The following is a 24498-nucleotide window of genomic DNA, read 5'->3' as shown; positions in this document are numbered from 1 at the left end:
GCCGGGCCAGGAGTCGCTGGCGGGGGCCACGTCAGTGCTCGTCCGGGTCACTTCCGAGACCCGGTCGTCCGGCACGGTCTCCGTCGCGTGAGCGGAGCGAGGCTGTCGAGGGGCAGCATCTCCGGGCGGAACTGCCGGCCCGCCCAGCGCTACGGCGAGGGGGGCCGCTGCGGGGAGCGGAGCACCAGCAGGGTGATCTCGCTGGGGGCGAAGACGCGGAACGGCGGGCCCCAGAAGCCGGTGCCGCGGCTGGTGTAGAGGAGGGTGCGGGTGCCGTGGCGGCTGAGGCCGGCGAGGGCGGGCTGGTCGATGCGGACCAGGTGGTGGAAGGGCCAGATCTGGCCGCCGTGGGTGTGGCCGGAGAGTTGGAGGTCGACGCCGTCGGCTGCCGCCCGGTCGACGAACTTGGGCTGGTGGGCCAGGAGCAGGACGGGGTGGTCGGGGTCGGCGCCGTGCAGGGCTCCGGCGAGGTGGGCGCGGTGGCCGGCGAGGCCGGAGGACTCGGCGGTGACGTCGTCCACGCCGGCGACCACGAGGGTGTCACCACCGCGTTCGAGCAGCAGATGGCGATTGCGCAGCGGCTCCCAGCCCAACTCGTCCATGAGGTCGACCCAGCCCTGGGCCTCGCTGTAGTACTCGTGGTTGCCCGTGACGTAGACCCGGGCCCGGGTGGCCTGCACGGTGCCGAGTGGGGCGGCCTGGGCGCGGCGGCGTTCGGCCGTGCCGTCCGCGATGTCTCCGGTGTGGCAGACCAGGTCGGCCTGCAGAGTGTTCACCGTCTCGCAGACCCGCGCCGACCAGCGGGCGCGGTCGAGCGGGCCGTAGTGGGTGTCGGTGATGAGGACGACGCGCGTGCCGTCCAACCCGGCCCCCAGGCGCGGAAGTTGCACGTCCAGGCGGCGTACCCGTGGTACCCGGCGGGCCTCGGCGTACCCCCAGGCGAGCAGCACGGCGGCTGCGCCGAGGACCGCCCAGGTGACGATCCGGGCCCGGTCCTGGCCGTCGCCGACGCCACTCACGGTCAGGGCGAGCCGCAGCAGGACGCCCAGCAGAACGGACCAGGTGAACAGGACCCAGATGGTGCCCAGCAGGGTGTCCCCGACGATCGCCGCCCAGTCCTGCTGCCGTCGGCCGTGGCCGCGCACCATCGCGAGCGGCATACCGATCAGGCCGAGGGCGAACAGGGCGGTGCCGGCCAGAGTGACAGGGAGCGGCCAGTGCTGGCCGGCGTACAGCAGCAGCCAGCAGGGCACGGTCCACAGCAGGACGGGGGCGATCAGAGGGAGGTAGCGCATCAGGCGCTGCAGTCGGCTCCGCTGGGTCTCGTGCGCTGCACTGTCGGCGGATCGGGTTTCGCTGGTGTCGGTCACGCTTCCCCTCCTTGAGCAACCGGGCTGCCGTCGCGCGCACTGTATCCGGCCGTCTTCGGGCCGGACGGACAGGGTGTTCACGGTGGGCAGCCCATGCAGCGAAGGGGTCTTTGCCGGGCGGCAAGACTCCGCTGCGGCGGCCGGGGTGCCGACTGCTACGGCCCCGGCCCCGCCGGCGGGCGTCGCTCGCCCGTCTCGGGCCCGACGGCGGACGGGGCGACGCTGCCGGCTGTGCTGTTGTTGACGTAGAGCCATCGTCCACTGGGGTCGATGACGAAGTTGGTCGGACCGCTCACGCCCTGGCCGCTGTGGCCGATGACGGAGAGCATCCCGGTCGGGCGGTCGATCCGGTAGCCGGTGATCTTTCTCCGACATCCCAGGACTACGTGCTCTCGACTCTCACCGTGTTGAGAATATGCGCAGCCTGGCCGGTCTCTACCTGCTCCCCGGCCCGTCCTCTCCCGCCCGTTCGCCGTCCGCCGGGCGCGCGGCGGGCCGGTGCATGCGGATCACCATGTACGTCTCGCCGTCCCTCGGCGGCCGTGTCCATGAACGGGTGGTGAATGTGTGCAGCCGCCCGTTCACGAGGGCATGACGCGGCAGACAGGCACCGAACTCCCCGGCCACCGCTTCCAGCAGCGACCGTTCCGCCCCGGCGCTGTCCTCCAGATCACTGAAGAACCGGCTCGGGTCCAGCGCCCGCGGTATCTCCCCGCTTGGCCGGATCTCTCCGTCCGCGTACGTGAATGCGTACTGCTCGGCTCCGTCTTGCGCCACCGAAAGGTGGAAGAACGGTTCCCCGTGCCATGTCCTCAGGCCGCTCCACACCACCACCGCACGGGTGCCCGCGCTGGCGGCCGCGGCCGGGGAGACGAACCGACGCTGGTCGAACGGGGCGGGGTCGCCGTCGAAGGCGAAGCTCCAACCGTTGCCGGTCCGGCCGACCGCCATGAGAGCCCTGTCGTCGTAGGACGAGAACTCCCTCTGGTTGTGCGGCGATCTGTGGCGCGCCTCCCAGAGGGTCATGGGTTCGTTCAGCACGGTGCCGTCCCCGTCCCCGTCCGCGAGACGTCCGGGCAACTCCTCCGGCTCGACCCCCTCCACCAGGACGAACCGGTAGGACGTGCGGTTGTTGCCCGGGTCCGGTTCCGCGAGCCACGCCAGGTCGCTCGGGTCGAGCCCGGCCGTCGGGCTCGGTGTCTCACCCGCCTGCCCGCCCCTCGGCGTGGACAGCAGCTCCCGGCCCCGCTCTGGAGTCAGCAGCGGCCCGAGCACGGGGTCGGCCACCCACCCCAGAGGCGCCAGGTGGTCCGGTCCCAGCGGCTCCCACAGGGGCAGAGCATTTACCAGTGTCCGCCACGCCTCGTCGGTGACTCCCCACCGCGCCAGCTCCCGCGCCCGCTCGACCGCTTCCCCGAACGGTCCGGCCGCCGTGTACCGGTACGTGCCGCTCCTCACCTGATCCAGCGTCGCGTAAGCCAGTGACATCAGGTCGTCGTCGGCGCCCCGCAGATGGAACGTCAGCGTGGAGTCGTCCCGGTACGAGTGCGCCGCGTGCTCGGCGACCAGAGGTGGCAGCAGCTCGGGAGCGTACTGCGGGTCCGTCACCAGTCCGTCGAAGTACACCATGTAGGTCCGTCCGAGCAGGCGGCGTATCTGGTCACCCAGCCCGGCGGCCCGCGGTCGGCCGTACTCCTTGGCCTCGTCCAGCGTCTTCTCGGCCCGCTCCCAGTCGCCGCGCAGCGCCTCCAGCCGGGCCTCCTCCACCTGGGCGTCGAGCTTTCGTGTCGTGTCGTTGGCGAACACGGGCTCCCCCTCGCTCCGGTGCGCTCGCAGGCTGTGGAACTCCCGGTACATGTCCCTCATGAACTCAAGGAAGTTCGCGTGCCGCTCGGGTGGCGCGGCTCGCCAGCTCGCCCATGAGTAGACGGCCCACTCGCCTTCCTCATCGACGTCCTTGGGGTCCATGAGGATGTGGGTGATGTCGGACTCGACGTCGAGCTGCAGCCCGCGCCGCCAGATGTCCGCCTCCCGCCGCTCCTCGGGCCCGGCGTCGTCGTCCAGGTACTCCTCGAAAATGTCCGCGAGCCCTGACTCATTGTTGTGCCAGTGCGCGTCATCGGTCCCCGCCAGCAGCCACACGAACCCGCCCGCGTGCCGCCACCCGTCGCTGACCTTGAGGAACTCCCGGTACGAAGGCGGCATCCGCCGGCCGAGGCGCTCCTCCAAGGCTGCGATCCGCTGCTCCGACGCGGCTGGGAACCCCAGCCACGACTCCCGCCGCGCGGTCTCGTCGTCCTCGCTCTGCGTCTCGCCGTCCGGCAGGGAATCCGCCCACTCCCCGCTCCACTTGAGGAGGAAGGTCCGCCAGTCGAATGCCGTGGTGTCCGTCATGTGCTCGATGCTGCCACTCACCACTGACAGTGCTCCGCTGCTTGCTGCGGCCGACAGGGCCCTCGTTCGGTCGATGGAGAAGTCGGCGAACTCCACGTCGGTGAAGGCGATCCCAAGGCGCATCTGCTGCTCGCCCGTCCGGCGTCCCGGGCGGCGAACAGCTCTCGCGCGTCCTGCCGGACTGGCGTACGACGGAGCCTGCGGTCAATGTGAGTGTGTGGGTACCAGGGACGCCAGGGCAGAAGAAACCGGTTGTTCATGTGCGAGACGATCACCGTGACGGTGCCCACCTGCCCGACCGGCGCGGTTCAAGCCGTACTGGCCACGAACCAGTGCCAAGGGTTGCCCTTGACCATGGACCCGAACTCGCCGGCCACCGACCAGCCGGTCATCCATCCTCCTCCGCCATGGTTTTTGCCCACCATGATCATCTTGTGCCGTCCCGTCAATGTGTTCGCGACGGTCAAGAAGTGTTGGTTGTCCACCGTCCAGCACTCCATGCCCGCGCTCCAGGTCGACGTCACGTTGCGTTGCGTCAGGTCCTGCACCGGTATGCCTGCGTTGTCTTCGAGCGCCCCGAACTCGGTCCGAACTCGGTGCGATCCGTTCGGACCTGCCCAGGTCGGGGTCCTTGCAGGGGGTCGCATGACACACTCGGACCGGGTCGTCGCAGGTGGCGGCAGCGGGAGGTAGCACCTTGCTGACATTGGATTTGCACCCGATCTTCCGGAACAACCGCGACATCGAACTCTCGCTGCGGCAGATCGTCTTCCAGGCGAAACGCACGGGGGAGCCCGTCGTGCAGATCATTCACGGAAAGGGTACTGGGCAGCTCAAGGGGCGCGTCCTCGCGTTCCTCGGCCAGAATCACATCAGGAAGCTGTACGACCGCGTGGAGATCGACACGGCCAACACGGGCCGGATCCTGGTCCACTTCGCGCCACGCCCCTGAGACTTCTCCTGCCTTTCAGGCGCCGCTGTGGCGTCTCCGCGGTGCTCGGGGCGCCGGGGGGCGCCGTACGGTGTCCCGGAAGTCTGATCACCCGCACTGGCGGCTCTGCACGCGGCGCGGCCGCGCGGGCTCGTATCAGCCGCGGTCCAGCGCGGCGTACAACGCCCCGTGCCCGCGTCGGTCAGCTCGAAGAGCGCGTCGGGAGCGGGCGTACAGGCAGTCATGGAGCTCCATCCGCAAGCGGGACAGCACCCCAAGCGCCTCGACGCCGTCGGTGGCATCGGGAAGACGCGTCATCAGCGGCCGTTCCTCCGTGCAGTGTTGCTCGACACTTCGCAGCATGGAGGACGGCCGGTGCCGCTGTCCGCGAGAACTCCCCACGTCAGGCCGCCGAGGGCAGCCGAATGGCTTCCGGTCGAGCCGGGAAGAGAAGATTGTGCGTGATCTTCGGCGGCCGGCTTGACACCACCCGGGGAGCGGCTCGCTGGGTTCGTCCATGAGCCGCCAACCTGGCCACTTTGCCCTCTTTGTGAAGTATAGGGGTTGGCGTAAAGGTGACTTGACGCCTGGTGGACAGGGCAAACTGCTGACCTCGGCACTTGACGGCACCACGCTGTCCTCCCATGAGAGACATGAACAACAGGTGGCGCCGCGGGATCCGCCCTCCCCGGCCTCGGCATACGGCGGCCGCCGCCGCCCTCGTGGCGCTCGTGGCCGGTCTGACCGCCGCCCCCGGCGCCGCTCAGGACCTCGGCCCGCACACCGGGCGAACGGAAGTCGCCGCGCAGACCGGCGCGGCCCGGTCGCCGATCATCTCCCGGCAGCGGCTCACCCTGATCACCGGTGACCGCGTCACGCTGGAGACGGACACCTCGGGCAAGCAGAGTGTGTCGGTCGAGCCCGGCAAGGGCCGCGAACGAGTCGCGTTCATCAAGCGCCAGTCCGGTCGCGACTGGACGGTCATACCCGCCGACACGCTTCCGCTGCTCGCGGCGGGCCGCCTCGACAAGGGGCTGTTCAACGTCTCCGCCCTGGTCCGGGGCAAGTACGCGCAGCGGTCGAGCCTGCCGCTGATCGTCGAGTACGCCGGGGACGCGGGCACCGCCCGGCGACAGCTGACCGCCGCCGGTGCCGACACCGTCCGCCCCATCGGAGGGACACCCTTCGCGACCCTCGGCGAACACCGCGCGGACGCCGCCGGGTTCTGGAAGGGCATCGCCCCCGGCCGCGCGGACGCCACCTCCTTCGGAGCCGGTGTGCGCCGGGTCTGGCTGGACGGCCACTCCAGGATCCAGCTCGACAGGACGGTGCCGCGCATCGGGGCCCCGCACGCCTGGGAGAAGGGCTACACCGGCACCGGCGTCAAGGTCGCCGTGCTCGACACCGGTTACGACCCCAACCACCCGGACCTCAAGGGCCTCGTCACCGAGTCCGCGAACTTCACCAGCGAGCCGAACACCGACGACCTGAACGGTCACGGCACCCACGTGACCTCCACGGTGGCCGGTTCCGGTGCGGCCTCCGACGGCCGCTACAAGGGTGTGGCGCCCGGTGTGCAGATCCTGTCCGGCAAGGTGTGCACCGCGGACGGCAACTGCGACAACTCCGACATCGTCGAGGGCCTGGCCTGGGCCGCCCAGCACGGCGCCAAGGTGATCAACCTCAGCCTGGGCGACACGGACACACCGCAGACCGACGCCCTCGAGGCCATGGTCGACACCGTGACCCGTGACTACGGCACGCTGGTCGTGGCCGCGGCCGGCAACAGCGGTCCCGACAAGGTCTCCTCGCCCGCCTCCGACGACCGGGCGCTGGCCGTCGGCGCGGCCGAGGACGACGACGACCTCGCCGTCTTCAGCTCGGTCGGCCCGCGGGTGGGCGACTCCGGCCTCAAGCCGGACATCATCGCCCCCGGCGTCAACGTCGTCGCCGCGAGGGCGGGCGGCACCACCGCCGACGACGGCTATGTCGCGATGAGCGGCACGTCCATGGCCACGCCCCATGTGACCGGAGCCGCCGCCATCCTGTTCCAGCAGCACCCCGACTGGACGGCGGAGCAGGTCAAGCGCCAGCTGATGCAGTCGGCGACCGGCGCCAAGGAGCACGGCGCCTACTTCCAGGGCGCCGGACGGGTCGACGTCGCCAGGGCGGTCGACCAGGACGTCACCGCAGACACCACCGCACTGGACTTCGGGCTGATCCGCTGGACGGACGGCAAGCGTCCCCCGGTGACCAAGACCATCACCTACCGCAACCCGGGCGCCGCGCCGGTCACCCTTCAGCTGAGGGACAACCCGAGCAGCGGGAAGAAGGACGTGCCCGCTCCCGCCGGGGTGTTCCGGCTCAGCGCCGACACGGTCACCGTGCCCGCGCACGGAACCGCGGCCGTCACCCTCACCGCGACCCCGGAAGCCACCACGACGTACGCCGCCTACAGCGGTGTGGTGACCGCGAGCACTTCGGACAACCAGATGTCGGTGCGCGTCCCGTTCGGCATGGACGTCGAGCAGCCGTCCTACGACCTGCGCATCGGCATGAAGAACCGCACGGGCGCCGCCCCCGACAACGCCTACCTGCTGGTCAACTCGGCCGACGGCAAGGCGTACGAAGTCGAGGCGCTCGGCAAGAGCAGCACGGTGGTGCGACTGCCGAAGGACACCTACTCGGTGAACGGCTTCTACTTCGACGCCTCCTTCACCGAGGGCACCATCGTCGGCGTGCCGAAGGTCGTGATGAGCGCCGACCGGCAGGTGACCATCGACGCCCGCAAGGCGAAGCCCGTCACGGTGTCGGCACCGAGCCGCTCCGCGCGCATCATGTCGGCCGAGATCGGCACGATCAGCATGGCCGACCAACTTCTCTCGGTCACCATGTACAACGCGATCGGCACGGATCACATCGACGGCGTGTACGCGGTGCCGACGGCCCAGTACAAGGACTCGAAGTTCACCTACCTCGTCACCAGTGTCTGGGGCGACCCGGCCGGCGCGGACGGGAACCCCGCCTCGGTCTACTACCTCACGCGACCGGTGCACGGCGGCATCCCGGCGGATCCCGCCTACAACCCCCGCAAGTCGGAGCTGGCCAGGGTGAACACCACGTTCGCCGCCACCACGCCCGGCACCACGGCCACGCGCATCGTGTGGACGTACGTCGGCAATGTCCGCTTCAGCGGACGGGCGATGGAGGGGATCCCGGTCCCGGCCCGGCGTATCGACTACTTCTCGGCGGCCGCCGGCCTGCGCTGGCAGACGGCCTTCGACCAGAACAGCTTCCTCGACCCGAACGCGCACGGGCAGAGCTACCTCAGCGACCTGCACGGCTACAAGGCCGGCTCCCAGGTCGAGGAGCGCTGGAACGGCGGAATCCAGGCTGTGGGCCTCTCGTCCCAGATGGCCGCCTTCCGGGAGGGCGACACGATGTACCGGCCCTTCCAGTCGGCCGCGAACGGCAACCTCGACCTGGTGGCCGACACCACGTCCGGCCTGCCCGAGGTGAAGCTGTGGCGCAACGGCGAGCTGGTCTCCCAGGACTGGAGCATGAGCGACGTCCCGGCCGACGCCACCCCCGCCGACTACCGTCTGACGGTCGAGCACAACCGTGACATGGCCCCCAGCTCCGTCTCCACGCGTGTGCGGGCGGAATGGCGGTTCCGGTCGCAGACCACGGCGACCCGGCAGGCGCTCCCGCTGTGCGCGGTCCGTATGTCGCCGAAGCTGGACGAGTGGAACCAGGCCGAGGCCGGCCGCAAGCTGGACATCCCGGTCCTGATCCAGCGGACGGCCGGCGCCCCGGCGTCGCCCATCCGCGTCTTCACCACCGAGGTCTCCTTCGACGAGGGGAAGACCTGGCAGTCGGTGCGGGTCAAGGGCTCCGGCATGGAGCGCACCGTGACCGTGGAGCACCCGCGCCGCGCCGCGGGCGGCTCGGTCAGCCTGCGCGTCCACGTCGAGGACGCGGCTGGCAACTCCTTCAAGGAGACCGTCATCAGGGGCTACCTGCTCAAGTAGCCGGCTCCGCGAGTGAATACGGAGGGATACGGACAGGGCCCGCCGGACACCTCCGGTGGGCCCTGTCCGTGTGCGTTGCGGCGTCCGCCGTGCTCAGAGCCAGTCGCGGCGGGCCGCGTGCCAGCCCAGCTGCATACGGGTCGCGACGCCCGCCAGGCTCATCAGGCCCTGGATGCGCCGCTGGACGGTGCGCTTGCTGACCCGCAGCTGTCCGGCTATCGCCTCGTCCGTCATGCCGGCGACCATCAGGGAGAGCAGGTGCCGGTCCTCCCCGACCGGCGAGGCGGCATCCGTGGTGCCGGCGCCGCCGATCTGGCCCTCCTCGGTCACCCGGAGCGGGGCACCGATCTCCCAGTGGTGTTCGAACAGGGCGATGAGCGCGTCCAGCAGGCTGCTCTCACGGATCACCGCGGCTTGCAGTTCCCGGGGGGTGCGGGACGTGCCCGAGGCGGCCAGCGGCAGGATGGCCACCGAGCGGTCGGCGATCGCCATCCGCAGCGGCAGCAGGGGCACCGCCCGGGCGACCTCTCCCGCGCACACGCCCTTGACCACGTAGTCCACCGCGTCGGGGTCGTCGAAGTACGCCTGCTCGTACAGGGCCCGGTAGAGCACGCCCCGGTCCAGCGCGTCGAACTCCTCCTGATTGCTCTCCGGGGACATGGCCACGTACTGGGCCTTCACGAACCACATCATCTCGCGGCCGGCGCCGTGCTGGAGCTGGCGCAGATGCTGGCGCAGGGCCGCCGCACCGGTGATGATCTCGACGGCCTCGCCCGTGCTCCGGGCCCATGCGCTGCGGCGGTGTGTCTCCGCCAGTTCGTGGACGGCGGCCCGGGTCTGTTCCAGGGCGTCGAAGTGGCGTTGGAGCCGGGGCATGAGGGCCACCTGCGGCGGCACGGCCGTGAACCATTCGGGACTGTCCTCGGCCACCGACGCCAGGCCCTTGTGCTCCAGCGCGCGCAGCAGCAGCCGCGCGCTCACGACATCGAGGTCCGAGCGGCCGGAGATGTCCTGAGCGGACGCCGTCCCGGTGGCGACCAGAAGGCGGTACACCTCGCTCTCGTCGGCCGTCAGGCCCACCGTCTCCAGCATGTCGCCACCTTTCTCACCATCCGGGCCGCCTCCGCCCCCGTTCCCGTGGGGGGAACGCGGTCGGCCCGGTGGATGATTCCACCAGCCCCTGCGACCAGGCCCTACGACGGTTGTCACCGGAGATCTGGTTCACCGTGACGGGGCGGTGCCGTGAGCACATCTGGTGGAGCCCGGGCGGGGCCGCTCGAGTGTCACAGACTGTGGGCCTCGGGGTGGCGAGGTTCGTACAGCGGCAGTTCGGCGCCACTGGGCAGACGCACCGCCGTCAGCCTGCCCCACCGCTGATCTCACTCACCCGCAGGTGCCTGGCGATATCCGAGGTTCTGTCAGCACGACAAGCTAAGGCCGGGGCCAGGGTCGGGCTCGGGCGATGAGTATGGCGACGTCGTCGTGGTCGTCCGGATCGCGCAGTGTGTCCAGGAGCCGGTCGCAGGTTTCTTCCGAGGTTCGGTCGGGGCTGTGCAGCAGTTGGAGGAGGAGGTCCAGGCGCTCGTCTATGGCGTGGTGGCGGGTCTCGACCAAGCCGTCGGTGTAGAGGACCAGTTGGTCGCCGGGGGCCAGGCCGATGGTGGTGACCTCGAAGGCGACACCGCCGACCCCGAGAGGTGCGCCGGTGGGCAGATCGAGCAGTTCGGGGGGCTCACCCGCGCGCATCAGCACGGGGGGCAGGTGTCCAGCGACAGCGATGTGGCACAGCGCGCGGCGCGGGTCGTAGATGGCGTAGGCGCAGGTGGCGTACTGCTCCAGGCCCGCGGTGATCTTGTCGAGGTGGTGCAGCAGCTCGGTGGGTGGGAGGTCGAGGTCGGCCAGGGTGGAGGTAGCGGTGCGCAGGCGCCCCATGGTGGTGGCGGCGCTTATGCCGCTGCCCATCACATCGCCGACGACCAGCGCGGTCTTGTCTTCCGCGAGGGGTATGACATCGAACCAGTCGCCACCGACTTCAATGGTCGTCCCGGCGGGCCGATATCGGGAGGCGATCTCCAGGCCCGCCTGCTGCGGTGGGAGGTCCGGCAGCAGGCTGCGCTGGAGGGTGACCGCGGTGTTGCGTGCGCCTTGGTACAGACGGGCATTGTCGATGCACACCGCGGTTCGATCGGCCAGTTCACCGGCCAGGGTGAGGTCGTCGTTGTCGAAGGGCAGCGGGTTGCGGGCGCGGGTGAGGCCCAGGGTGCCGAGCACCTCGCCACGCGCGATCAGGGGCGTCAAGAGATAGCTGTGGACGCCGGCGCGGGCCAGGATGGCGGCGGCCTCGGCGTCACGGGCGATACGGGCCAGGTCCCGCTCGCCGACATGGGGTATCAGGATGGGGCGGCCGGTCCGCACGCATTGAGTGGCCAGGCGCTCCGCGCCGTAGCTGGCGAGGTGGCCGGGAGGGTCGGCGGCGCGGACGGCCTCGGTGGGGTACCCGGCTTTCACGGCCAGGGCGCGGAAGAGTGCCCGGCCGGCGCCGGGTGCCGTCGGCTGGCGGTCGTCCAGGACGGAATCCAGGACGTCCACCGCCGCCACGTCGGCGAGCTCGGGGACGGCGACGTCGGCCAGCTCACGGGCGGTCTGTTCCACATCCAAGGTGGTGCCGATACGGGCGGAGCCGTCGGCGATCAGGGCCAAGCGCTGCCGGGCACGGTGGCGATCGGTGACATCGACCAACACGATGGCCACCCCGAGTACCCGCCCGCCGGGACCATCGAGCCGGTAGTAGGAGACTGACCAGGCGTGATCGTTTTCGGGGTCGGCGGGAGTGCGCCCCACGCTCTGCTGGTCGATCAGGGGCTCTCCGGACGTGAGGACATGCCGCAGCGCGGCCTCGATCGCGTCGACCTCCAGGAAGGGCAGGGCCTCGCGAACGGGCCGCCCGAGGTGGTCTTCGGCGGTGACGCCGTTGATCTGCGCCAGCGCCGGGTTGACGGCCACGTACCGCAGGTGGGTGTCCAGGACGGCCAGCCCGATCGGGGACTGCGAGACCAGCCGCGTGGACAGGGCCACGTCCCGTTCCACCTGGCGCAGGGCCGCCTCGTCGGTGGCGATGCCCAGGGCATAGAAGTCTCCCCGGTCGTCCAGCAGCCGCATGTTGCGGAACTCCACCAGCCGGGTTCTGCCGTCCTTGTGCTGGACAGGGAACGCGCCGGCCCATCCCTGGCCCGTCCTCATGACCTCTGCGAACAGCTTGATCATCAGGTCGAAGTTCTGCTCATGGACCAGCAGCCGTGCCGCGTACTGGCCCAGCGCCTCCTGCGCGGTGTAGCCGAACAGCTCCTCGGCCTGCGGGCTCCACAACACGATCCGCCCCTCGGCATCCAGCAGCACAGCCGCGACACTGAGCAGATCCAGCAACTCACGCGGCTGTCTCGGCCCGGAACCTGGCTGGTCACCCTCGGCACCGAAGGGAGTGGCTGTCCTCATCCAACCACTCCTTCCGCCTGCCGGCGTGACACGCCGCCCTGCACCGGTTTCAGGCTGTGGCCTGTGTCCCCTGCACCTCGCAGTGCTTCCATGGTCCCCCGGATCTGGGCGGCCGCACGGTGACGCGAGCAGCTCGCCGCGCCTCAGGCCCAGGCCCAGCAGAGGGGCACAAAGCTCGGCCTGCCGGGCCCAGGGGTGGGCGGCGCGGGCGATGGCGAAACAGTCCGCCCCCGGTCCGGGTCTCGTTCTCAGCGGTCAGGTACAAACCAGGCCACACACAACGGAACGATCGGCGGGGCGGAGGCCGCAGCAGCGCAACACCTCAACCTCCAGTGGGCTGACCACCGCCACCGCACCGGCTCTCCCCGTACGCCACCAGCGCGGGCCATGCCCCAGGCGCCGAGGACGACGGCCTCACCCGGCAGCGGGTACCGTGCCTTCGTTCGAAGAGCGCGACATCGGCCACGGTGATGTCCAGGCGCGGCCGGACACAACGAGCGGGCGTCGCCGGGCCGCCGCGGTCGGATCGCAGGTGTCAACGACGTTGCTGAAGGCCGGCAGCCGGAGGGAGCAGACGTTGCTCAAGGCCGGCAGCCGGAGGGAGCAAGCGGGCACAGAACCGACGAACCCGGCCTACGACGGCTCGGCCCCTACCGGTTGTGATGCGGGGAGGCTCAGCGTGCTGGAGCGCCCCGCCACCCGATTCCCGGCGTCCAGCATCGTGGCGAACCGCTACGGCCAAGGCTGCCCGGCGGTCGCTTCCCCGGCCGTCTGGCCGGCCGCCCCGGCCCGGGGGGGGGCGGGCAGGCCACCGGCCCGCACATCCACGTTCCCCGGACCGTCTGGGTCGCCGAGATCGCCGGGGCTGCCGACCCTGCGCCCGATGGTTACGGCGGCGTGAGCGTGGGTGGACATGGCTCTCCTCATCTTTGAGTGGTCCATGGTCCGAAGCGCCTGGCGTCACGATCACCGCTTGGCGCCTCCTGGCCGCGTGAGTCGAGCGGGACCGCCGCACGGTGCAAACGAGCAGCTACTCGCGTTCACTCACGGCGTCCGCCGAGACCGAGCTGTCGCTCCAGCTGGCTGCGAATCTCGGTGGGCAGCTGGCCTGTTCGCGCCCAGTCGACGATGAGTTCGGCCACGTGCCGCAGCTTGATGTTGGTGTTCTGGGAGGTGCTCCGCAGCACGTCCCAGCCCTCGTCGGGAGTCAGTTGTCCTACTGCCAGGATGACCCCGATGGCCTGATCGACAACGGCGTGCGAGCGCACTGCCTCCTTGAGCTGGAGGTTTTCGTCCTCCAGTCGCAGCACGGTGTCCATGGAGGTCTCAGGGGGTGCGGGGAGCTGGGGGAGTGTCGTGTCCGCTTCGGACGTCAACGTCGCCTCCGGGGTACCGGGAGTCCGGCGTCAGTTCGATTCATCTCATGCCCGGGAACTCGGCGCCGTCACGCCGGCTGCGAAAGGCGGTCCGGCGCTGCGGTGTGTCAGTCCCCGGGGGTCGTGCCGATGTCGTCACCGGTCACCTTCCTTGTTCGTGCGTGCGGGGTGGCGTCTGCAACTGCTGGTTCCGGCTGCCGTGTTCGGTGTCGTGCTGAGCAAGGAGGGCGAGGAGATCCGCCACCGTCGGCCCGGAGTCTGCCGGGTGCCGCAGGTTGGTCCCCTCTTCGATCCGGTACTCGTTGGAGCGTCCTTGGCGGGTGTGGGTGAGATAGCCGTCCTCCTCCAAATCCGAAATGATCTTCTGGACGGCCCGCTCGGTGAGCTGGCATCGCGCGGCGATGTCGCGGATGCGGGTGGTGCGGTCCTCGGCGATCGCGGCCAGCACGCGGGCGTGATTGGTCAGGAACGTCCAGCCTGTATGTGACTCGGGTACTCCACGCATCACCTCAGGATAGACGCAGTATTCACGTATACGAAAGTATGAAAAACTTTTCCGGTATCTCTTGACGGGTGAACGGTAGGGCGTGGACGCTTATGGGGTCAGAGTCGGGTGGATGCCTAGGGAGCGGCGGCCATGTCAGAGCGTGCGCCTTCTGCGCAACCCGAGAGCGGTGAGAGGTCCCCGCTTGTGTCGGCCACAGGCCATCACTCCCCGAGGGAGGGCACCGCGGCCGGCGAGGCCACGCAGAGTCCGCGCACTGAACTCGACCGCATGGACAACCTGGTGGACACGGTCCACGGAGAGCCGCTGCCCCAACCACTGCAGCAGCAACTGACCGCCGTCGTCATCGGCCTCGACACGCCGCTGGCCGAGCCCTGTGGCGTGAAGGGATGACCACGATGGAGCCTCCAAGGCTGTCGGTCACCCGGTTCACCACCGCCGAGGGCATCGCCGTGCTGGCCTTGCGTGGCGAAGTCGACCTCACCACCGGCGCGGAGATCCAGCGCGCGCTCCTGGACCCCGACGGCGAAGCGACCCGGCACACCGTGATGGACCTGAGTCAGGTGACCTTCATGGACTCCACGGGCGTCAACACCCTGATCGGAGCTCACCAGGCCGCCACCGCCATCCAGGGCTGGGTACGCGTGGCCGGCCCCACCCCCTACATCCTGCGCGTCCTTCAGCTCGTCGGCCTCGACACTGTGATCACCTGCTATCCCACGCTCCAACAGGCCCTGAGCAGCTAGAACATCGTCCCCGTTCAGGCGGCCCCAGCCCACCGGCGTCCGTCGCTTTCCCTCAACATCTGGAGGTCCCATCGAGGTCGCTCGGAAAGCTCGGCGGAAACGGTGCCCGAGTGCCTCCTCCAGCCTCTCCCTCTTGGACCGCAAGCGGCCCTTGACCAGCGAGGCCAGGACCTTTGGATCGCGCTCTCCCTCCACCAGTGCGTCCAGGATCGCCCGCGCGGACTTCGAGTACGCCTGGGAGGCCACGATGTCAGCTTGATCCCGGCGTCCTGGAGCATCTTCGCCAGCCGCTGGATCATCCGAGCCCGTTCCTGCGTCATCGCTGTCCCTGACCGCGTCAGATCCCGCAGGTCCCGCATCTCTGGGCGTCATGCGAGCCAAGCGGACTCCTTCGGACGGGTGTGAGGTGAGCTGTCGGTGCCGCCGTGCGCGGCCGTGCGGCCCAGGTAGCGGTGCACGAAGTGGATGCTCATCGCGCCTTCGCCGACCGCGGAGGCCACCCGTTTCACCGAGCCGCTACGGACGTCCCCTACCGCGAAGACCCCGGGCAGGCTGGTCTCCAGGGTCATGCACGAGCGCCCGCGGCCGTGCCACACCTCGGGGTAGGCGCAGGCTTCCTGGGCCTCCGGGCCGGTGAGGACGAAGCCGCGGGAGTCGAGGGCGATGATGCCGGCGAGCCACTCGGTGTGGGGGTCGGCGCCGGTGAAGACGAACAGGCCCCGTACCGCGAGTCGGCGGTGCCCGCCCGTGCGGTTGTCGACCACGTCGAGCTCCTCCAGCACCTCCTGGCCGATGACCTCGGTGACCTCGGTGTGCAACATGACCTCCACCCGCGGATGGCGCTCGACCTGGTCGACCAGGTAGCGGGACATGCTGGCCTCAAGGCTGGGTCCTCGGACCAGCAGGTGCACCTTCGGCGCGAACCCGGCGAGGAACAGCACCGCCTGGCCCGCCGAGTTGCCTCCGCCGACGACGGCCACCGGGTCGGTGCGGCACTGCTGGGCCTCGTAGAAGGTCGCCGAGTAGTGGACGCTCGTTCCCTCCAGGCGTTCGATGCCGGGCACCTGGAGCCGGCGGTAGCGGGCACCCGTGGCCAGGACGACGGCGCGGGCGGCGATCTCGCTGCCGTCGGCGAACGCCACCACGTAGTGGTCCTCGTCCTTGGGATGGAGACCGGTCGCCTCCACCGGAATGCTGAACCTGGCGCCGAACTTGTCGGCCTGGAGCACGGCGCGTTCGGTGAGTTCGGCGCCGGAGATGCCGGCGGGGAAGCCGAGCAGATTCTCGATGCGGGACGACGTGGCGGCCTGGCCGCCGGTGGCCATCGCCTCCACCACGGTGGTGCTCAGGCCCTCGGAGGCGGCGTACACCGCGGCAGCGAGGCCGGCGGGTCCGGAGCCGACGATGAGGACGTCGCCGTGACGGTTTCCGGCGGGCAGTGACGGCAGGCCGATGAGCCGGGCCAGTTCCGCGTTGCTGGGGTTGCGCAACAGGGTGGTGTCCCGCCAGATGACGAGCGGTGTCTCCTCCGGGCCGACGCCGAAGCGGCGCAGCAGGTCCTCGGCCTCCTCGTCGGTCTCCAGGTCGATCCAGCGGTGCGGCAGCCGGTTGCGGATGGCGAACTCGCGCAGCCGCCGGGTGTCGGGCGAGTAGCGCGAGCCGATGATGCGGAAGCCGGCGCCCTGTCCGACGAGCAGCGCGCGACGGCCCAGACAGGCGCGCAGCACGAGGTCCCCGATGGTGGAGTCCTGGGACACCAGGTGGCGCAATTGGTCCAAGGAGACGACGAGGACCTCGCCCGGCTCCCTGGCGACAGCGGTGTAGAAGGCCACCTGTCCGTACAGCAGCCCGAGTTCGCCGATGAAGCGACCGGGGCCGTGCACGCGCAGCACGTGCTCCTTGGGAGTGCCGTAGTCCTCGACGACGGCGACGGTACCGCTGAGGACGACGAAGAACGTCTCGCAGCGCTCCCCCTCCTGGAGCAGCACGTCGTTCGGAGCCATGCTCCGGCGTTGCCCGTGCTCCGCCAGGCGTGCTATCTGGTCCTCCGTAAGGCGCGGATACGCGCCGTAGATGTCCGGGGTCTCCCAGAAGACGGCCTCGTCCGCTTCCTCCGGCACCGGTTCTTCGCCCGGCAGCGGCTGGTCGCCGGACATCAGACGAACGCCTCGTGAACGTAGCACCAGCGCCATTCCTCGCCGGGCTGGAACGACTGCACGATCGGATGGGCGTCGGCGGCTGCGTGCCTACGCGCGTGCTTGTTCGGCGAGGAGTCACAGCAGCCAACGTGCCCGCAGGTCAGGCAGAGCCTCAGGTGGACCCACGGGGAGCCGAGCAGCAGACACTCCTGACACCCTTCTGGGGTCAGTGGCTGGACCGGCCGGACAAGCGCGAGGTGGGGGTCTGCGTGCAGGGTCATCCGGATCACCCTTCCCGGGCTGTGATCGACTGTTTCACCCACTGGCGCAGAGCGGGGGCGGGCGCCGCCCCCGTCTGCCGGGCGACCGTCTCGCCCTGGTCGAGGACGAGCAGTGTCGGTACCGCCTGGACCTCGAAACGCTGCGACAGCCGCGGGTTCTTGTCGATGTCGACCTTGACGAGTTTGATTCGGCCGGCGAGATCGGTGGCGACCTTCTCCAGCGCGGGGCTGACCATGCGGCAGGGGCCGCACCAGGTGGCCCACAGGTCGACCACGACGGGGACGTCGGCCCGCTCGGCGACCTCGGTGAAGTCGTCGTCGCCCGCGTCCACCATCCACGGTAGGGGCTGCTTGCAGTGGCCGCACTTGGGGCGGCCCTCCGCGGCCACGGGCACCCGGTTGGTGCGCCCGCAGTTGGGACAACTGACGGTCGTCGCCTGCATCGTGCTCATGCCGCTCGCGCTCCCTTCACGTCCTCGGGCTGGTCGTAGGTGACCACCAGCTCCGCGTGTTCGGCGTCGACGCGGACCGTCGCGCCGTCCTGGACGTCGCCGCGCAGCAGGGCGCGTCCGACCAGTGTCTCGACCTCGTGGGAGATGTAGCGGCGCAGTGGCCGGGCCCCGTACACCGGGTCGTAACCCTGGTGGGCGATTACCTGCCGGGCCGCGTCGGTGAGTTCGACGGTGATGCGGCGTTCGGCGAGCCGCTGCCGCAGTTCGTCGAACTGCAGTTCCACGATCCGCTCGATCTGCCGCTCGCCGAGTGGTTTGAACAGCACGATGTCGTCGACGCGGTTGAGGAACTCCGGGCGGAAGTGCCCGCGCAGCTCGCCCATCACCAGGGCGCGGGCGTAGGGCTTGATCTCACCTTCGGCGGTGGCGCCGTCGAGGAGGTGCTCGGAGCCGATGTTGGACGTCATGATGATCACGGTGTTGCGGAAGTCGACGGTGCGGCCCTGCGCATCGGTGATGCGGCCGTCGTCGAGGATCTGCAGCAGGGTGTTGAAGACATCGGTGTGCGCCTTCTCGATTTCGTCGAACAGCACGACCGAGTACGGCTTGCGGCGTACGGCCTCGGTGAGCTGGCCGCCTTCCTCGTAGCCGACGTATCCGGGCGGCGCGCCCATGAGCCGGCTGACAGTGTGCCGCTCCTGGTACTCGCTCATGTCGAGGCGGACCATGTTCTCCTCGGAGTCGAACAGAGTCCGGGCGAGGGTCTTGGCCAGCTCGGTCTTCCCGACGCCGGTGGGGCCGAGGAAGATGAACGAGCCGATGGGACGGCGAGGGTCGCGGATGCCGGAGCGGGCGCGGATGATGGCGTCGGTGACGAGTTTGACGGCTTCGTCCTGGCCGATGACGCGCTCGCGCAGGATCTCGTCGAGGCGCAGCAGTTTCTCGCGTTCGCCCTCCTGGAGGCGGGCGACCGGGATGCCGGTCCAGGCGGCGACGATCTCGGCGATCTCCTCCTCGGTGACGACCTCGCGCAGCAGCCGGTTCTGCCCTTGTTTGGCGGCCAGTTGCTCCTCTTCTGCGGCGAGTCGGCGCTCCAGGTCCTGGAGTCGGCCGTAGCGGAGTTCGGCGGCGCGGTTGAGGTCGTAGGCGCGTTCGGCCTCCTCTGCCTCGTGGCGGACCTGCTCCAGTTCCTGGCGCAGTTCCTGCACGCGGCGGATCGCCTGCCGTTCGGCCTCCCACTGGGCGTGTTTGGCGTCGGCCTCGCCGCGCAGGTCGGCAAGTTCCCTGCGCAGCTCCTCCAGGCGGGTTTTGCTGGCGGTGTCGGTCTCCTTGGACAGGGCCGCTTCCTCGATCTCCAAGCGGGTGACGCGGCGGGTGATCTCGTCGAGTTCGGCGGGCATCGAGTCGATCTCGGTACGCAGCCGGGCGCACGCCTCGTCGACGAGGTCGATGGCCTTGTCGGGCAGGAACCGGTCGGTGATGTAGCGGTGGCTGAGGGTGGCCGCGGAGACCAGCGCGGTGTCCTGGATCTTCACGCCGTGGAACACCTCCAGGCGTTCGCGCAGTCCGCGCAGGATGGAGATGGTGTCCTCCACGCTCGGCTCGTCGACCAGGACCTGTTGGAAGCGGCGTTCGAGGGCGGCGTCCTTCTCGATGTGCTTGCGGTACTCGTCCAGGGTGGTGGCGCCGATCATGTGGAGTTCGCCGCGGGCGAGCATCGGCTTGAGCATGTTGCCCGCGTCCATGGCCCCTTCGGCGGCGCCCGCTCCTACGACGGTGTGGAGTTCGTCGACGAAGAGCAGGATGCGCCCCTGGGCGGCCTTCACCTCGGACAGCACGGCCTTGAGGCGTTCCTCGAACTCCCCGCGGTACTTGGCACCGGCGACCAGGGAGCCCATGTCGAGGGCGAACACCGTCTTGTCGCGCAGGCCCTCGGGGACGTCGCCGCGAACGATGCGCTGGGCCAGGCCCTCGACGATGGCGGTCTTGCCGACGCCGGGGTCGCCGATGAGGACGGGGTTGTTCTTGGTCTTGCGGCTGAGGATCTGGGTGACGCGGCGGATCTCCGCGTCACGGCCGATGACCGGGTCCAGCCGCCCGGACCGAGCCTCGAGGACCAGGTCGCGGCCGTACTTCTCCAGAGCCTCGTAGGCCACTTCGGGGTTGGCGGAGGTGACGCGCTGGTTGCCGCGGACCTGGGTGAGCGCGCTCAGGAACGAGTCCCTGGTGATGCCGGCCTGTTTGAGCAGTCGCCCGGCGGCGGTCGAAGAGCTCTCCTCAGCCAGGGCGAGCAGGAGGTGCTCCACGGACACGTACTCGTCCTTGAGGCGTTTGGCCTCCCGTTCGGCGGCGTCGAGCAGGCGGCCGAGGCGCTGGGTGACGAAGACCTGGCCGGGTGCCGCGCCGGGGCCGGTGACCTTCGGGCGGCGGGAGAGTTCCTCACGCACGGCCGCGCGCAGTTCCTTCGGCTCGGTGCCCGCCTGCTGCAGCAACCGCGGGATCAGACCGTCCTCCTGATCGAGAAGTGCGAGCAGCAGGTGTTCCCCGTCGACCTCGGTGTGCCCCATGCCGACGGCTGCGGTCTGGGCCTCCTGGAGGGCTTCCTGGGACTTCTGGGTGAGACGGTTCATGTCCATGGGGGTGTTTCACTCCTCATGCCGCGGCCGCGCAGGGCGGCTTCGAGCAGGCTGATGCGGTCGAGCAGGTCGAGCACCAGGCCGATGGATGCGTAGTTGAGGCAGAGTCCGGTGCGCAGCCGCTGGATGCGGGCGAGAACCGCCGGGGCCGTGGGGTCGAACACCAGGTGCCCCGCGGCGTCGCGTTCGGCGTCGACGAGGCCGAGGGCGACGAACCGGCGGATCAGATCGGTGTGGAGGCCCGAGCGACGGGCCACGGTGTCGAGGGAGAGCCTGGGGGCGGGCACGAGCGCGTACCGGACAGCCGTCGAGGCGGTGATGTCGGCGGCCGTTCGTACCGGACGGGCGCCCCCGCCGGCCCAGCCGATGCCTGCCGCTCCCGCGGGTCGGTCGTTCATCGCGTCCTCCTGGGGTCGAACGAGGAAGTGGCGGCGAGCTCCTCGAACAGCTCGCGCTCCCGGTCGCCGAGGGTGGGCGGTACCACGATGCGGAGTTCGGCGTACAGGTCGCCGTTCGCGCCGCGCGGGTTCGGCATGCCCTCGCCACGCAGCCGCAGCCGCCGGCCGCTGGACGAACCCGCGGGCACCGTGACCTTGGCCGTGCCGCCGCCGGGCGTGGGCACCGGCACGGTCGCGCCCAGGGCCGCCTCCCAGGGGGCGACCGGGACCTGGATGTGCACGTCGCGGCCGTCCAGCCGGAACCGGGGGTGGGGCTGGATACGCACCCGCAGGTACAGGTCGCCCGCGGCGGCGTCACCGCTGCCCCGGCCGCCCTCGCCCGCCAGCCGGATGCGCTGCCCGTCGGTGACGCCCGGCGGCACGTCGACCTCGTACCGCCGCGGCTGCCCGGTGGGGCCGGCGAGCGTGACGGTGCGACGGCCGCCTCGGTACGCCTCCTCGACGGTGAGCGGCAGTTCGGCCTCCTGGTCCGCTCCGGGGACGCCGCCTCGGGCGGCGCCGGCTCCGAACATGGAGCCGAGCAGGTCCTCGATGTCAACGCCCTCCGCGCCGAAGTCGTCGCCGAAGCCGGTGGTGTACCGGACGCGAGGACCACCACCGCCCGCGGTCCTCCGACCGCGGAAGCCGCCGCCCGCTCCGGCCGCGACCCGTTCGTCGAAGTCCTCGGGGATCTTGCGGAAGTCCTCGCCGAAGCGGTCGTAGCGGGCCCGGGTCTTGGGATCGGACAGGACGCTGTATGCCTCGTTGAGGTCCTTGAAACGCTCCTCCGCCCCGGGGTCCTTGTTGACGTCGGGGTGGTACCTGCGGGCGAGTTTGCGAAATGCCTGCTGGATCTCGTCCTGGCTCGCGCTCCGCGACACGCCCAGCACCTCGTAGTAGTCCCGTGCCATCGCCGGTCACTCCCGCTTCGTGACGGTCACCGCGGCCGGTCTGAGCTGCCGCTCGCCGTCCCCGTAGCCGGGGCGCAGCACCTCGACGACCGTGCCCGGTGGGGCGTCGGGGTCCAGGACGACGCCGACCACCTCGTGCCGGGCCGGGTCGAAGGCGACGCCGGTCTCCGCGTGCCGCGGGTAGCCGAGCAGTTCCAGGACGTTCACCGCCTGGTCGCGTACGGCCCGGATGCCCTCCACGATCGCGCCCGGATCGGCGCCGGCGTGGGTCAGGGCGAGTTCCAGGTTGTCGAGGACGGGCAGGAAGGCGGCCGCCGTGCGGGACCGCTCGACCGCCCGTTCGCGCTCCAGTTCCCTGGCGTGACGCTTGCGAAGGTTGTCGAGGTCGGCGAGCGCGCGCCGCCAGCGGTCCTCCAGTTCCTGGATCGCGGTCGTGTACTCGTCCTCGGCAGGCGCGGGGCCCGCGGCGTCGGGCCCCGGTTCGCCGTTCGCCGCTTCCGGCCGGGTCGGCGGGCCCGGTTGCGGCAAATCCCCGCGAGGAGGGCTTACGGCGCCTTCCGGGACCGGTCCGACCGGATCCGACCCGGCCCGGCCGGCTTCCTGGGGGTGGGTGGGCATGGCGCGCCTCAGCTCTTGTCGAACTCGGCGTCGATGACATCGTCGCCACCGCCGCCACCGCTCGTGGGACCACCGGTGGCGGCATCCTGGCTGGGACCGCCATCCGCGGTGGCGGCGCCCCGATGGGCCGCCAGCCCGGCGAGCACCTGCTGGAGTTCGGAGGTCAGGGGCCGCACGCGCTCCACGCCCGCCTCTTCCTTGACCGCCGCCCGGGCGTCGGACACGAGCATCTCGGCGCGTGCCTTCTCGTGCGCCGGCGCCGCGTCGCCCAGTTCGGCGAGGCGCTTCTCGACCTGGTACGCGACGGCGTCGAGTTCGTTGCGGGCGTCGACGGCCTCGCGGAGTGCATGGTCCTGGCCCTGGTTGCGCTCGGCCTCCTGGACCATGCGTTCGACCTCACTGCGGTCCAGGTTGGAGCTCTCGCTGATGGTGATGCCCTGTTCCTTGCCGGTGTCCTTGTCGCGCGCGCTGACGTTGAGGATGCCGTTGGCGTCGATGTCGAAGGTGACCTCGACCTGTGGTTCGCCCCGCGGCGCCGGGCGGATGTCGGTGAGCTGGAACCGGCCCAGCACCCGGTTGTCGGCAGCCCGCTCGCGCTCGCCCTGGAGGACGACGATGTCGACGGCGGGCTGGTTGTCCTCGGCGGTGGAGAAGGTCTCGCTGCGGCGCACGGGGATGGTGGTGTTCCGCTCGACGATCTTCGTCATCACTCCGCCGCGCGTCTCCACGCCCAGCGACAAGGGCGTGACGTCGAGCAGCAGGACGTCCTTGACGTCGCCCTTGAGGACCCCGGCCTGGATCGCGGCGCCCAGCGCCACGACCTCGTCGGGGTTGACGCTCATGTTGGGATCCTTGCCGCCGGTCAGCCGTCGCACCAGCGCCTGGACGGTGGGGATGCGGGTGGATCCGCCTACGAGGATGACCTCGTCGATGTCGCTCTCGCCGGCCTTGGCGTCGGCCATGGCTCGCTGGACCGGTCCCAGGCAGCGCTCCACCAGGTCGGCGGTGATCTGCTCGAAGGTGGACCGCATGATCGTCGTGGTCAGGTGCTTGGGTCCGGCGGCGTCGGCGGTGATGAACGGCAGGCTGACCTGCGCCTGCGTCACCGAGCTGAGCTCGGTCTTGGCCTTCTCCGCCGCCTCGAACAGGCGTTGCAGCGCCTGCGGGTCCTTGCGCAGGTCGATGCCGTTCTCCTTCTGGAAGTCGTCCGCGAGGTAATCCACCAGACGCCGGTCGAAGTCGTCGCCGCCCAGATGACTGTCACCCGCCGTGGAACGCACCTCCACCACGCCGTCGCCGACGTCGAGGATGCTCACGTCGAAGGTGCCGCCGCCCAGGTCGAAGACGAGGACGGTCTCGTGCTGCTTCTTGTCCATGCCGTACGCGAGGGCGGCCGCCGTCGGCTCGTTGATGATCCGCAGCACCTCCAGTCCCGCGATCCGTCCGGCGTCCTTGGTGGCGGTGCGCTGAGCGTCGTTGAAGTAGGCGGGCACCGTGATGACCGCCTCCGTGACCCGCTCCCCGAGCTGCTTGCCGGCGTCGTCGGCGAGTTTGCGCAGCACCTGTGCGCTGATCTCCTCGGGCGCATAGAGCTTGTCGCGCACCTTGAAGCGGGCCGCCCCGCCGTCGCCCTCGACGACGTCGTACGCCACCGCCTTGGCCTCGTCGGAGATCTCGTCGAAGTGCCGGCCGATGAACCGCTTGGCCGAGTAGATGGTGCCCTTGGGGTTGAGGATCGCCTGGCGCCGGGCGAGCTGGCCCACCAGGCGTTCCCCGGTGTCGGTGAAGGCCACCACGGACGGTGTCGTGCGGTTGCCCTCGCCGTTGGGCACGACGGACGGCTCGCCACCCTCCCACACGGCGATCACCGAGTTGGTGGTGCCCAGGTCGATGCCCACTGCCTTGGCCATGAGGAACTCCTCCAGGTGCGGCGCCCCCGCGTCGACTCTCCGGATCACATTCGTTCAGGTAGGGGTGGGACCTCCACCAGGTTTCCCACGCGTGCGCACGGAGGGTCTCGAGCACTCCCCAGGGTGGCGAACCGGGTGCCTCCACGCCTGCGCCTGGCGAGTCAGGAATGCACGGGTCCGGTCGCCCCACGAGTACGAACGGGTCCGGTCGCCCCACGAGTACGAGAGGAAGAATCCGAACATCTCGGATGAGCCGGCCCGGGAGCGGGT

General features: G+C 70.2%; 20 protein-coding genes. 4 read left to right on the top strand and 16 right to left on the bottom strand.

Annotated elements, in window-relative coordinates; translation table 11 throughout:
• Window positions 1-149 precede the first annotated feature (149 nt).
• The 4 genes from ACIQTP_RS33415 to ACIQTP_RS33400 form a co-directional block, all read right to left on the bottom strand.
• Entirely contained in the window at window positions 150-1370 is a 1221-nt protein-coding gene (locus tag ACIQTP_RS33415; protein WP_403407087.1) for a metallophosphoesterase, read from the bottom strand.
• A gap of 155 nt (window positions 1371-1525) precedes the next feature.
• Window positions 1526-1732 (bottom strand): beta-propeller fold lactonase family protein, encoded by a 207-nt coding sequence (locus tag ACIQTP_RS33410; RefSeq protein ID WP_403407265.1) that lies wholly within the window; start codon window positions 1730-1732, stop codon window positions 1526-1528.
• A gap of 73 nt (window positions 1733-1805) precedes the next feature.
• Complete coding sequence (locus tag ACIQTP_RS33405) at window positions 1806-3764, bottom strand: SMI1/KNR4 family protein (RefSeq protein WP_403407263.1); 1959 nt, start codon at window positions 3762-3764, stop codon at window positions 1806-1808.
• A 308-nt stretch (window positions 3765-4072) separates the two neighbouring features.
• Complete coding sequence (locus ACIQTP_RS33400; protein ID WP_403407085.1) at window positions 4073-4312, bottom strand: hypothetical protein; 240 nt, start codon at window positions 4310-4312, stop codon at window positions 4073-4075.
• 149 nt (window positions 4313-4461) lie between these two features.
• On the opposite strand from ACIQTP_RS33400, the gene ACIQTP_RS33395 reads away from it, so the two are divergent.
• Both ACIQTP_RS33395 and ACIQTP_RS33390 read left to right on the top strand, forming a co-directional pair.
• Window positions 4462-4716 carry a Smr/MutS family protein gene (locus tag ACIQTP_RS33395; RefSeq protein WP_403407083.1) on the top strand — a complete coding sequence of 85 codons (255 nt, stop codon included), beginning with the start codon at window positions 4462-4464 and terminating at the stop codon, window positions 4714-4716.
• A gap of 632 nt (window positions 4717-5348) precedes the next feature.
• Window positions 5349-8726, top strand: coding sequence for a S8 family peptidase (locus tag ACIQTP_RS33390; RefSeq protein ID WP_403407081.1), 3378 nt, complete (start codon window positions 5349-5351; stop codon window positions 8724-8726).
• A 93-nt stretch (window positions 8727-8819) separates the two neighbouring features.
• On the opposite strand, the gene ACIQTP_RS33385 is transcribed toward ACIQTP_RS33390, so the two are convergent.
• The 4 genes from ACIQTP_RS33385 to ACIQTP_RS33370 form a co-directional block, all read right to left on the bottom strand.
• Entirely contained in the window at window positions 8820-9818 is a 999-nt protein-coding gene (locus ACIQTP_RS33385; RefSeq protein WP_403407079.1) for a helix-turn-helix domain-containing protein, read from the bottom strand.
• A gap of 339 nt (window positions 9819-10157) precedes the next feature.
• Window positions 10158-12218 carry a SpoIIE family protein phosphatase gene (locus ACIQTP_RS33380; protein WP_403407077.1) on the bottom strand — a complete coding sequence of 687 codons (2061 nt, stop codon included), beginning with the start codon at window positions 12216-12218 and terminating at the stop codon, window positions 10158-10160.
• A gap of 1040 nt (window positions 12219-13258) precedes the next feature.
• The gene (locus ACIQTP_RS33375) at window positions 13259-13594 is read right to left on the bottom strand and encodes an ANTAR domain-containing protein (protein ID WP_403407075.1); all 336 of its coding nucleotides are present in this window, start codon (window positions 13592-13594) and stop codon (window positions 13259-13261) included.
• A 142-nt stretch (window positions 13595-13736) separates the two neighbouring features.
• The gene (locus ACIQTP_RS33370; RefSeq protein WP_403407073.1) at window positions 13737-14099 is read right to left on the bottom strand and encodes a helix-turn-helix transcriptional regulator; all 363 of its coding nucleotides are present in this window, start codon (window positions 14097-14099) and stop codon (window positions 13737-13739) included.
• A gap of 270 nt (window positions 14100-14369) precedes the next feature.
• Here ACIQTP_RS33370 and ACIQTP_RS33365 point away from each other — a divergent pair, with 270 nt between their 5' ends.
• On the top strand, window positions 14370-14492 hold the full coding sequence (locus ACIQTP_RS33365) for a hypothetical protein (protein ID WP_403407071.1): 123 nt from the start codon (window positions 14370-14372) through the stop codon (window positions 14490-14492).
• A complete protein-coding gene (locus ACIQTP_RS33360; RefSeq protein WP_403407069.1) occupies window positions 14489-14845 on the top strand; it encodes an STAS domain-containing protein in 357 nt (118 codons plus the stop codon). Before ACIQTP_RS33365 ends, ACIQTP_RS33360 begins: the two co-directional genes overlap by 4 nt.
• A 368-nt stretch (window positions 14846-15213) precedes the next feature.
• On the opposite strand, the gene ACIQTP_RS33355 is transcribed toward ACIQTP_RS33360, so the two are convergent.
• Genes ACIQTP_RS33355 through dnaK form a run of 8 tightly spaced genes read right to left on the bottom strand, consistent with a single transcriptional unit; the run spans window position 15214 to window position 24228 of the window.
• Window positions 15214-17001 (bottom strand): FAD-dependent oxidoreductase, encoded by a 1788-nt coding sequence (locus ACIQTP_RS33355; protein ID WP_403407067.1) that lies wholly within the window; start codon window positions 16999-17001, stop codon window positions 15214-15216.
• A complete protein-coding gene (locus ACIQTP_RS33350) occupies window positions 17001-17264 on the bottom strand; it encodes a UBP-type zinc finger domain-containing protein (RefSeq protein WP_067378125.1) in 264 nt (87 codons plus the stop codon). The genes ACIQTP_RS33355 and ACIQTP_RS33350 overlap by 1 nt, the downstream gene beginning before the upstream one ends.
• A 5-nt stretch (window positions 17265-17269) precedes the next feature.
• Window positions 17270-17716 carry a thioredoxin gene (gene trxA / locus ACIQTP_RS33345; RefSeq protein WP_403407065.1) on the bottom strand — a complete coding sequence of 149 codons (447 nt, stop codon included), beginning with the start codon at window positions 17714-17716 and terminating at the stop codon, window positions 17270-17272.
• A complete protein-coding gene (clpB, locus tag ACIQTP_RS33340) occupies window positions 17713-20352 on the bottom strand; it encodes an ATP-dependent chaperone ClpB (protein WP_403407063.1) in 2640 nt (879 codons plus the stop codon). Before clpB ends, trxA begins: the two co-directional genes overlap by 4 nt.
• Window positions 20343-20750 (bottom strand): chaperone modulator CbpM, encoded by a 408-nt coding sequence (locus ACIQTP_RS33335; RefSeq protein ID WP_403407061.1) that lies wholly within the window; start codon window positions 20748-20750, stop codon window positions 20343-20345. Before ACIQTP_RS33335 ends, clpB begins: the two co-directional genes overlap by 10 nt.
• Window positions 20747-21700, bottom strand: a complete 954-nt coding sequence (locus ACIQTP_RS33330; RefSeq protein WP_403407059.1) for a DnaJ C-terminal domain-containing protein — start codon at window positions 21698-21700, stop codon at window positions 20747-20749. Before ACIQTP_RS33330 ends, ACIQTP_RS33335 begins: the two co-directional genes overlap by 4 nt.
• 6 nt (window positions 21701-21706) lie before the next feature.
• A complete protein-coding gene (gene grpE, locus ACIQTP_RS33325; RefSeq protein ID WP_403407057.1) occupies window positions 21707-22318 on the bottom strand; it encodes a nucleotide exchange factor GrpE in 612 nt (203 codons plus the stop codon).
• Window positions 22319-22326: 8 nt separating this feature from the next.
• Window positions 22327-24228, bottom strand: a complete 1902-nt coding sequence (gene dnaK, locus ACIQTP_RS33320; protein ID WP_403407055.1) for a molecular chaperone DnaK — start codon at window positions 24226-24228, stop codon at window positions 22327-22329.
• Window positions 24229-24498 lie beyond the last annotated feature (270 nt).

Source organism: Streptomyces sp. NPDC090798, from assembly GCF_044768965.1.
Lineage (GTDB): Bacteria > Actinomycetota > Actinomycetes > Streptomycetales > Streptomycetaceae > Streptomyces.
The sequence above is the reverse complement of the archived record's forward strand: the minus strand, read 5'-3'. Positions and strand labels throughout refer to the sequence as shown.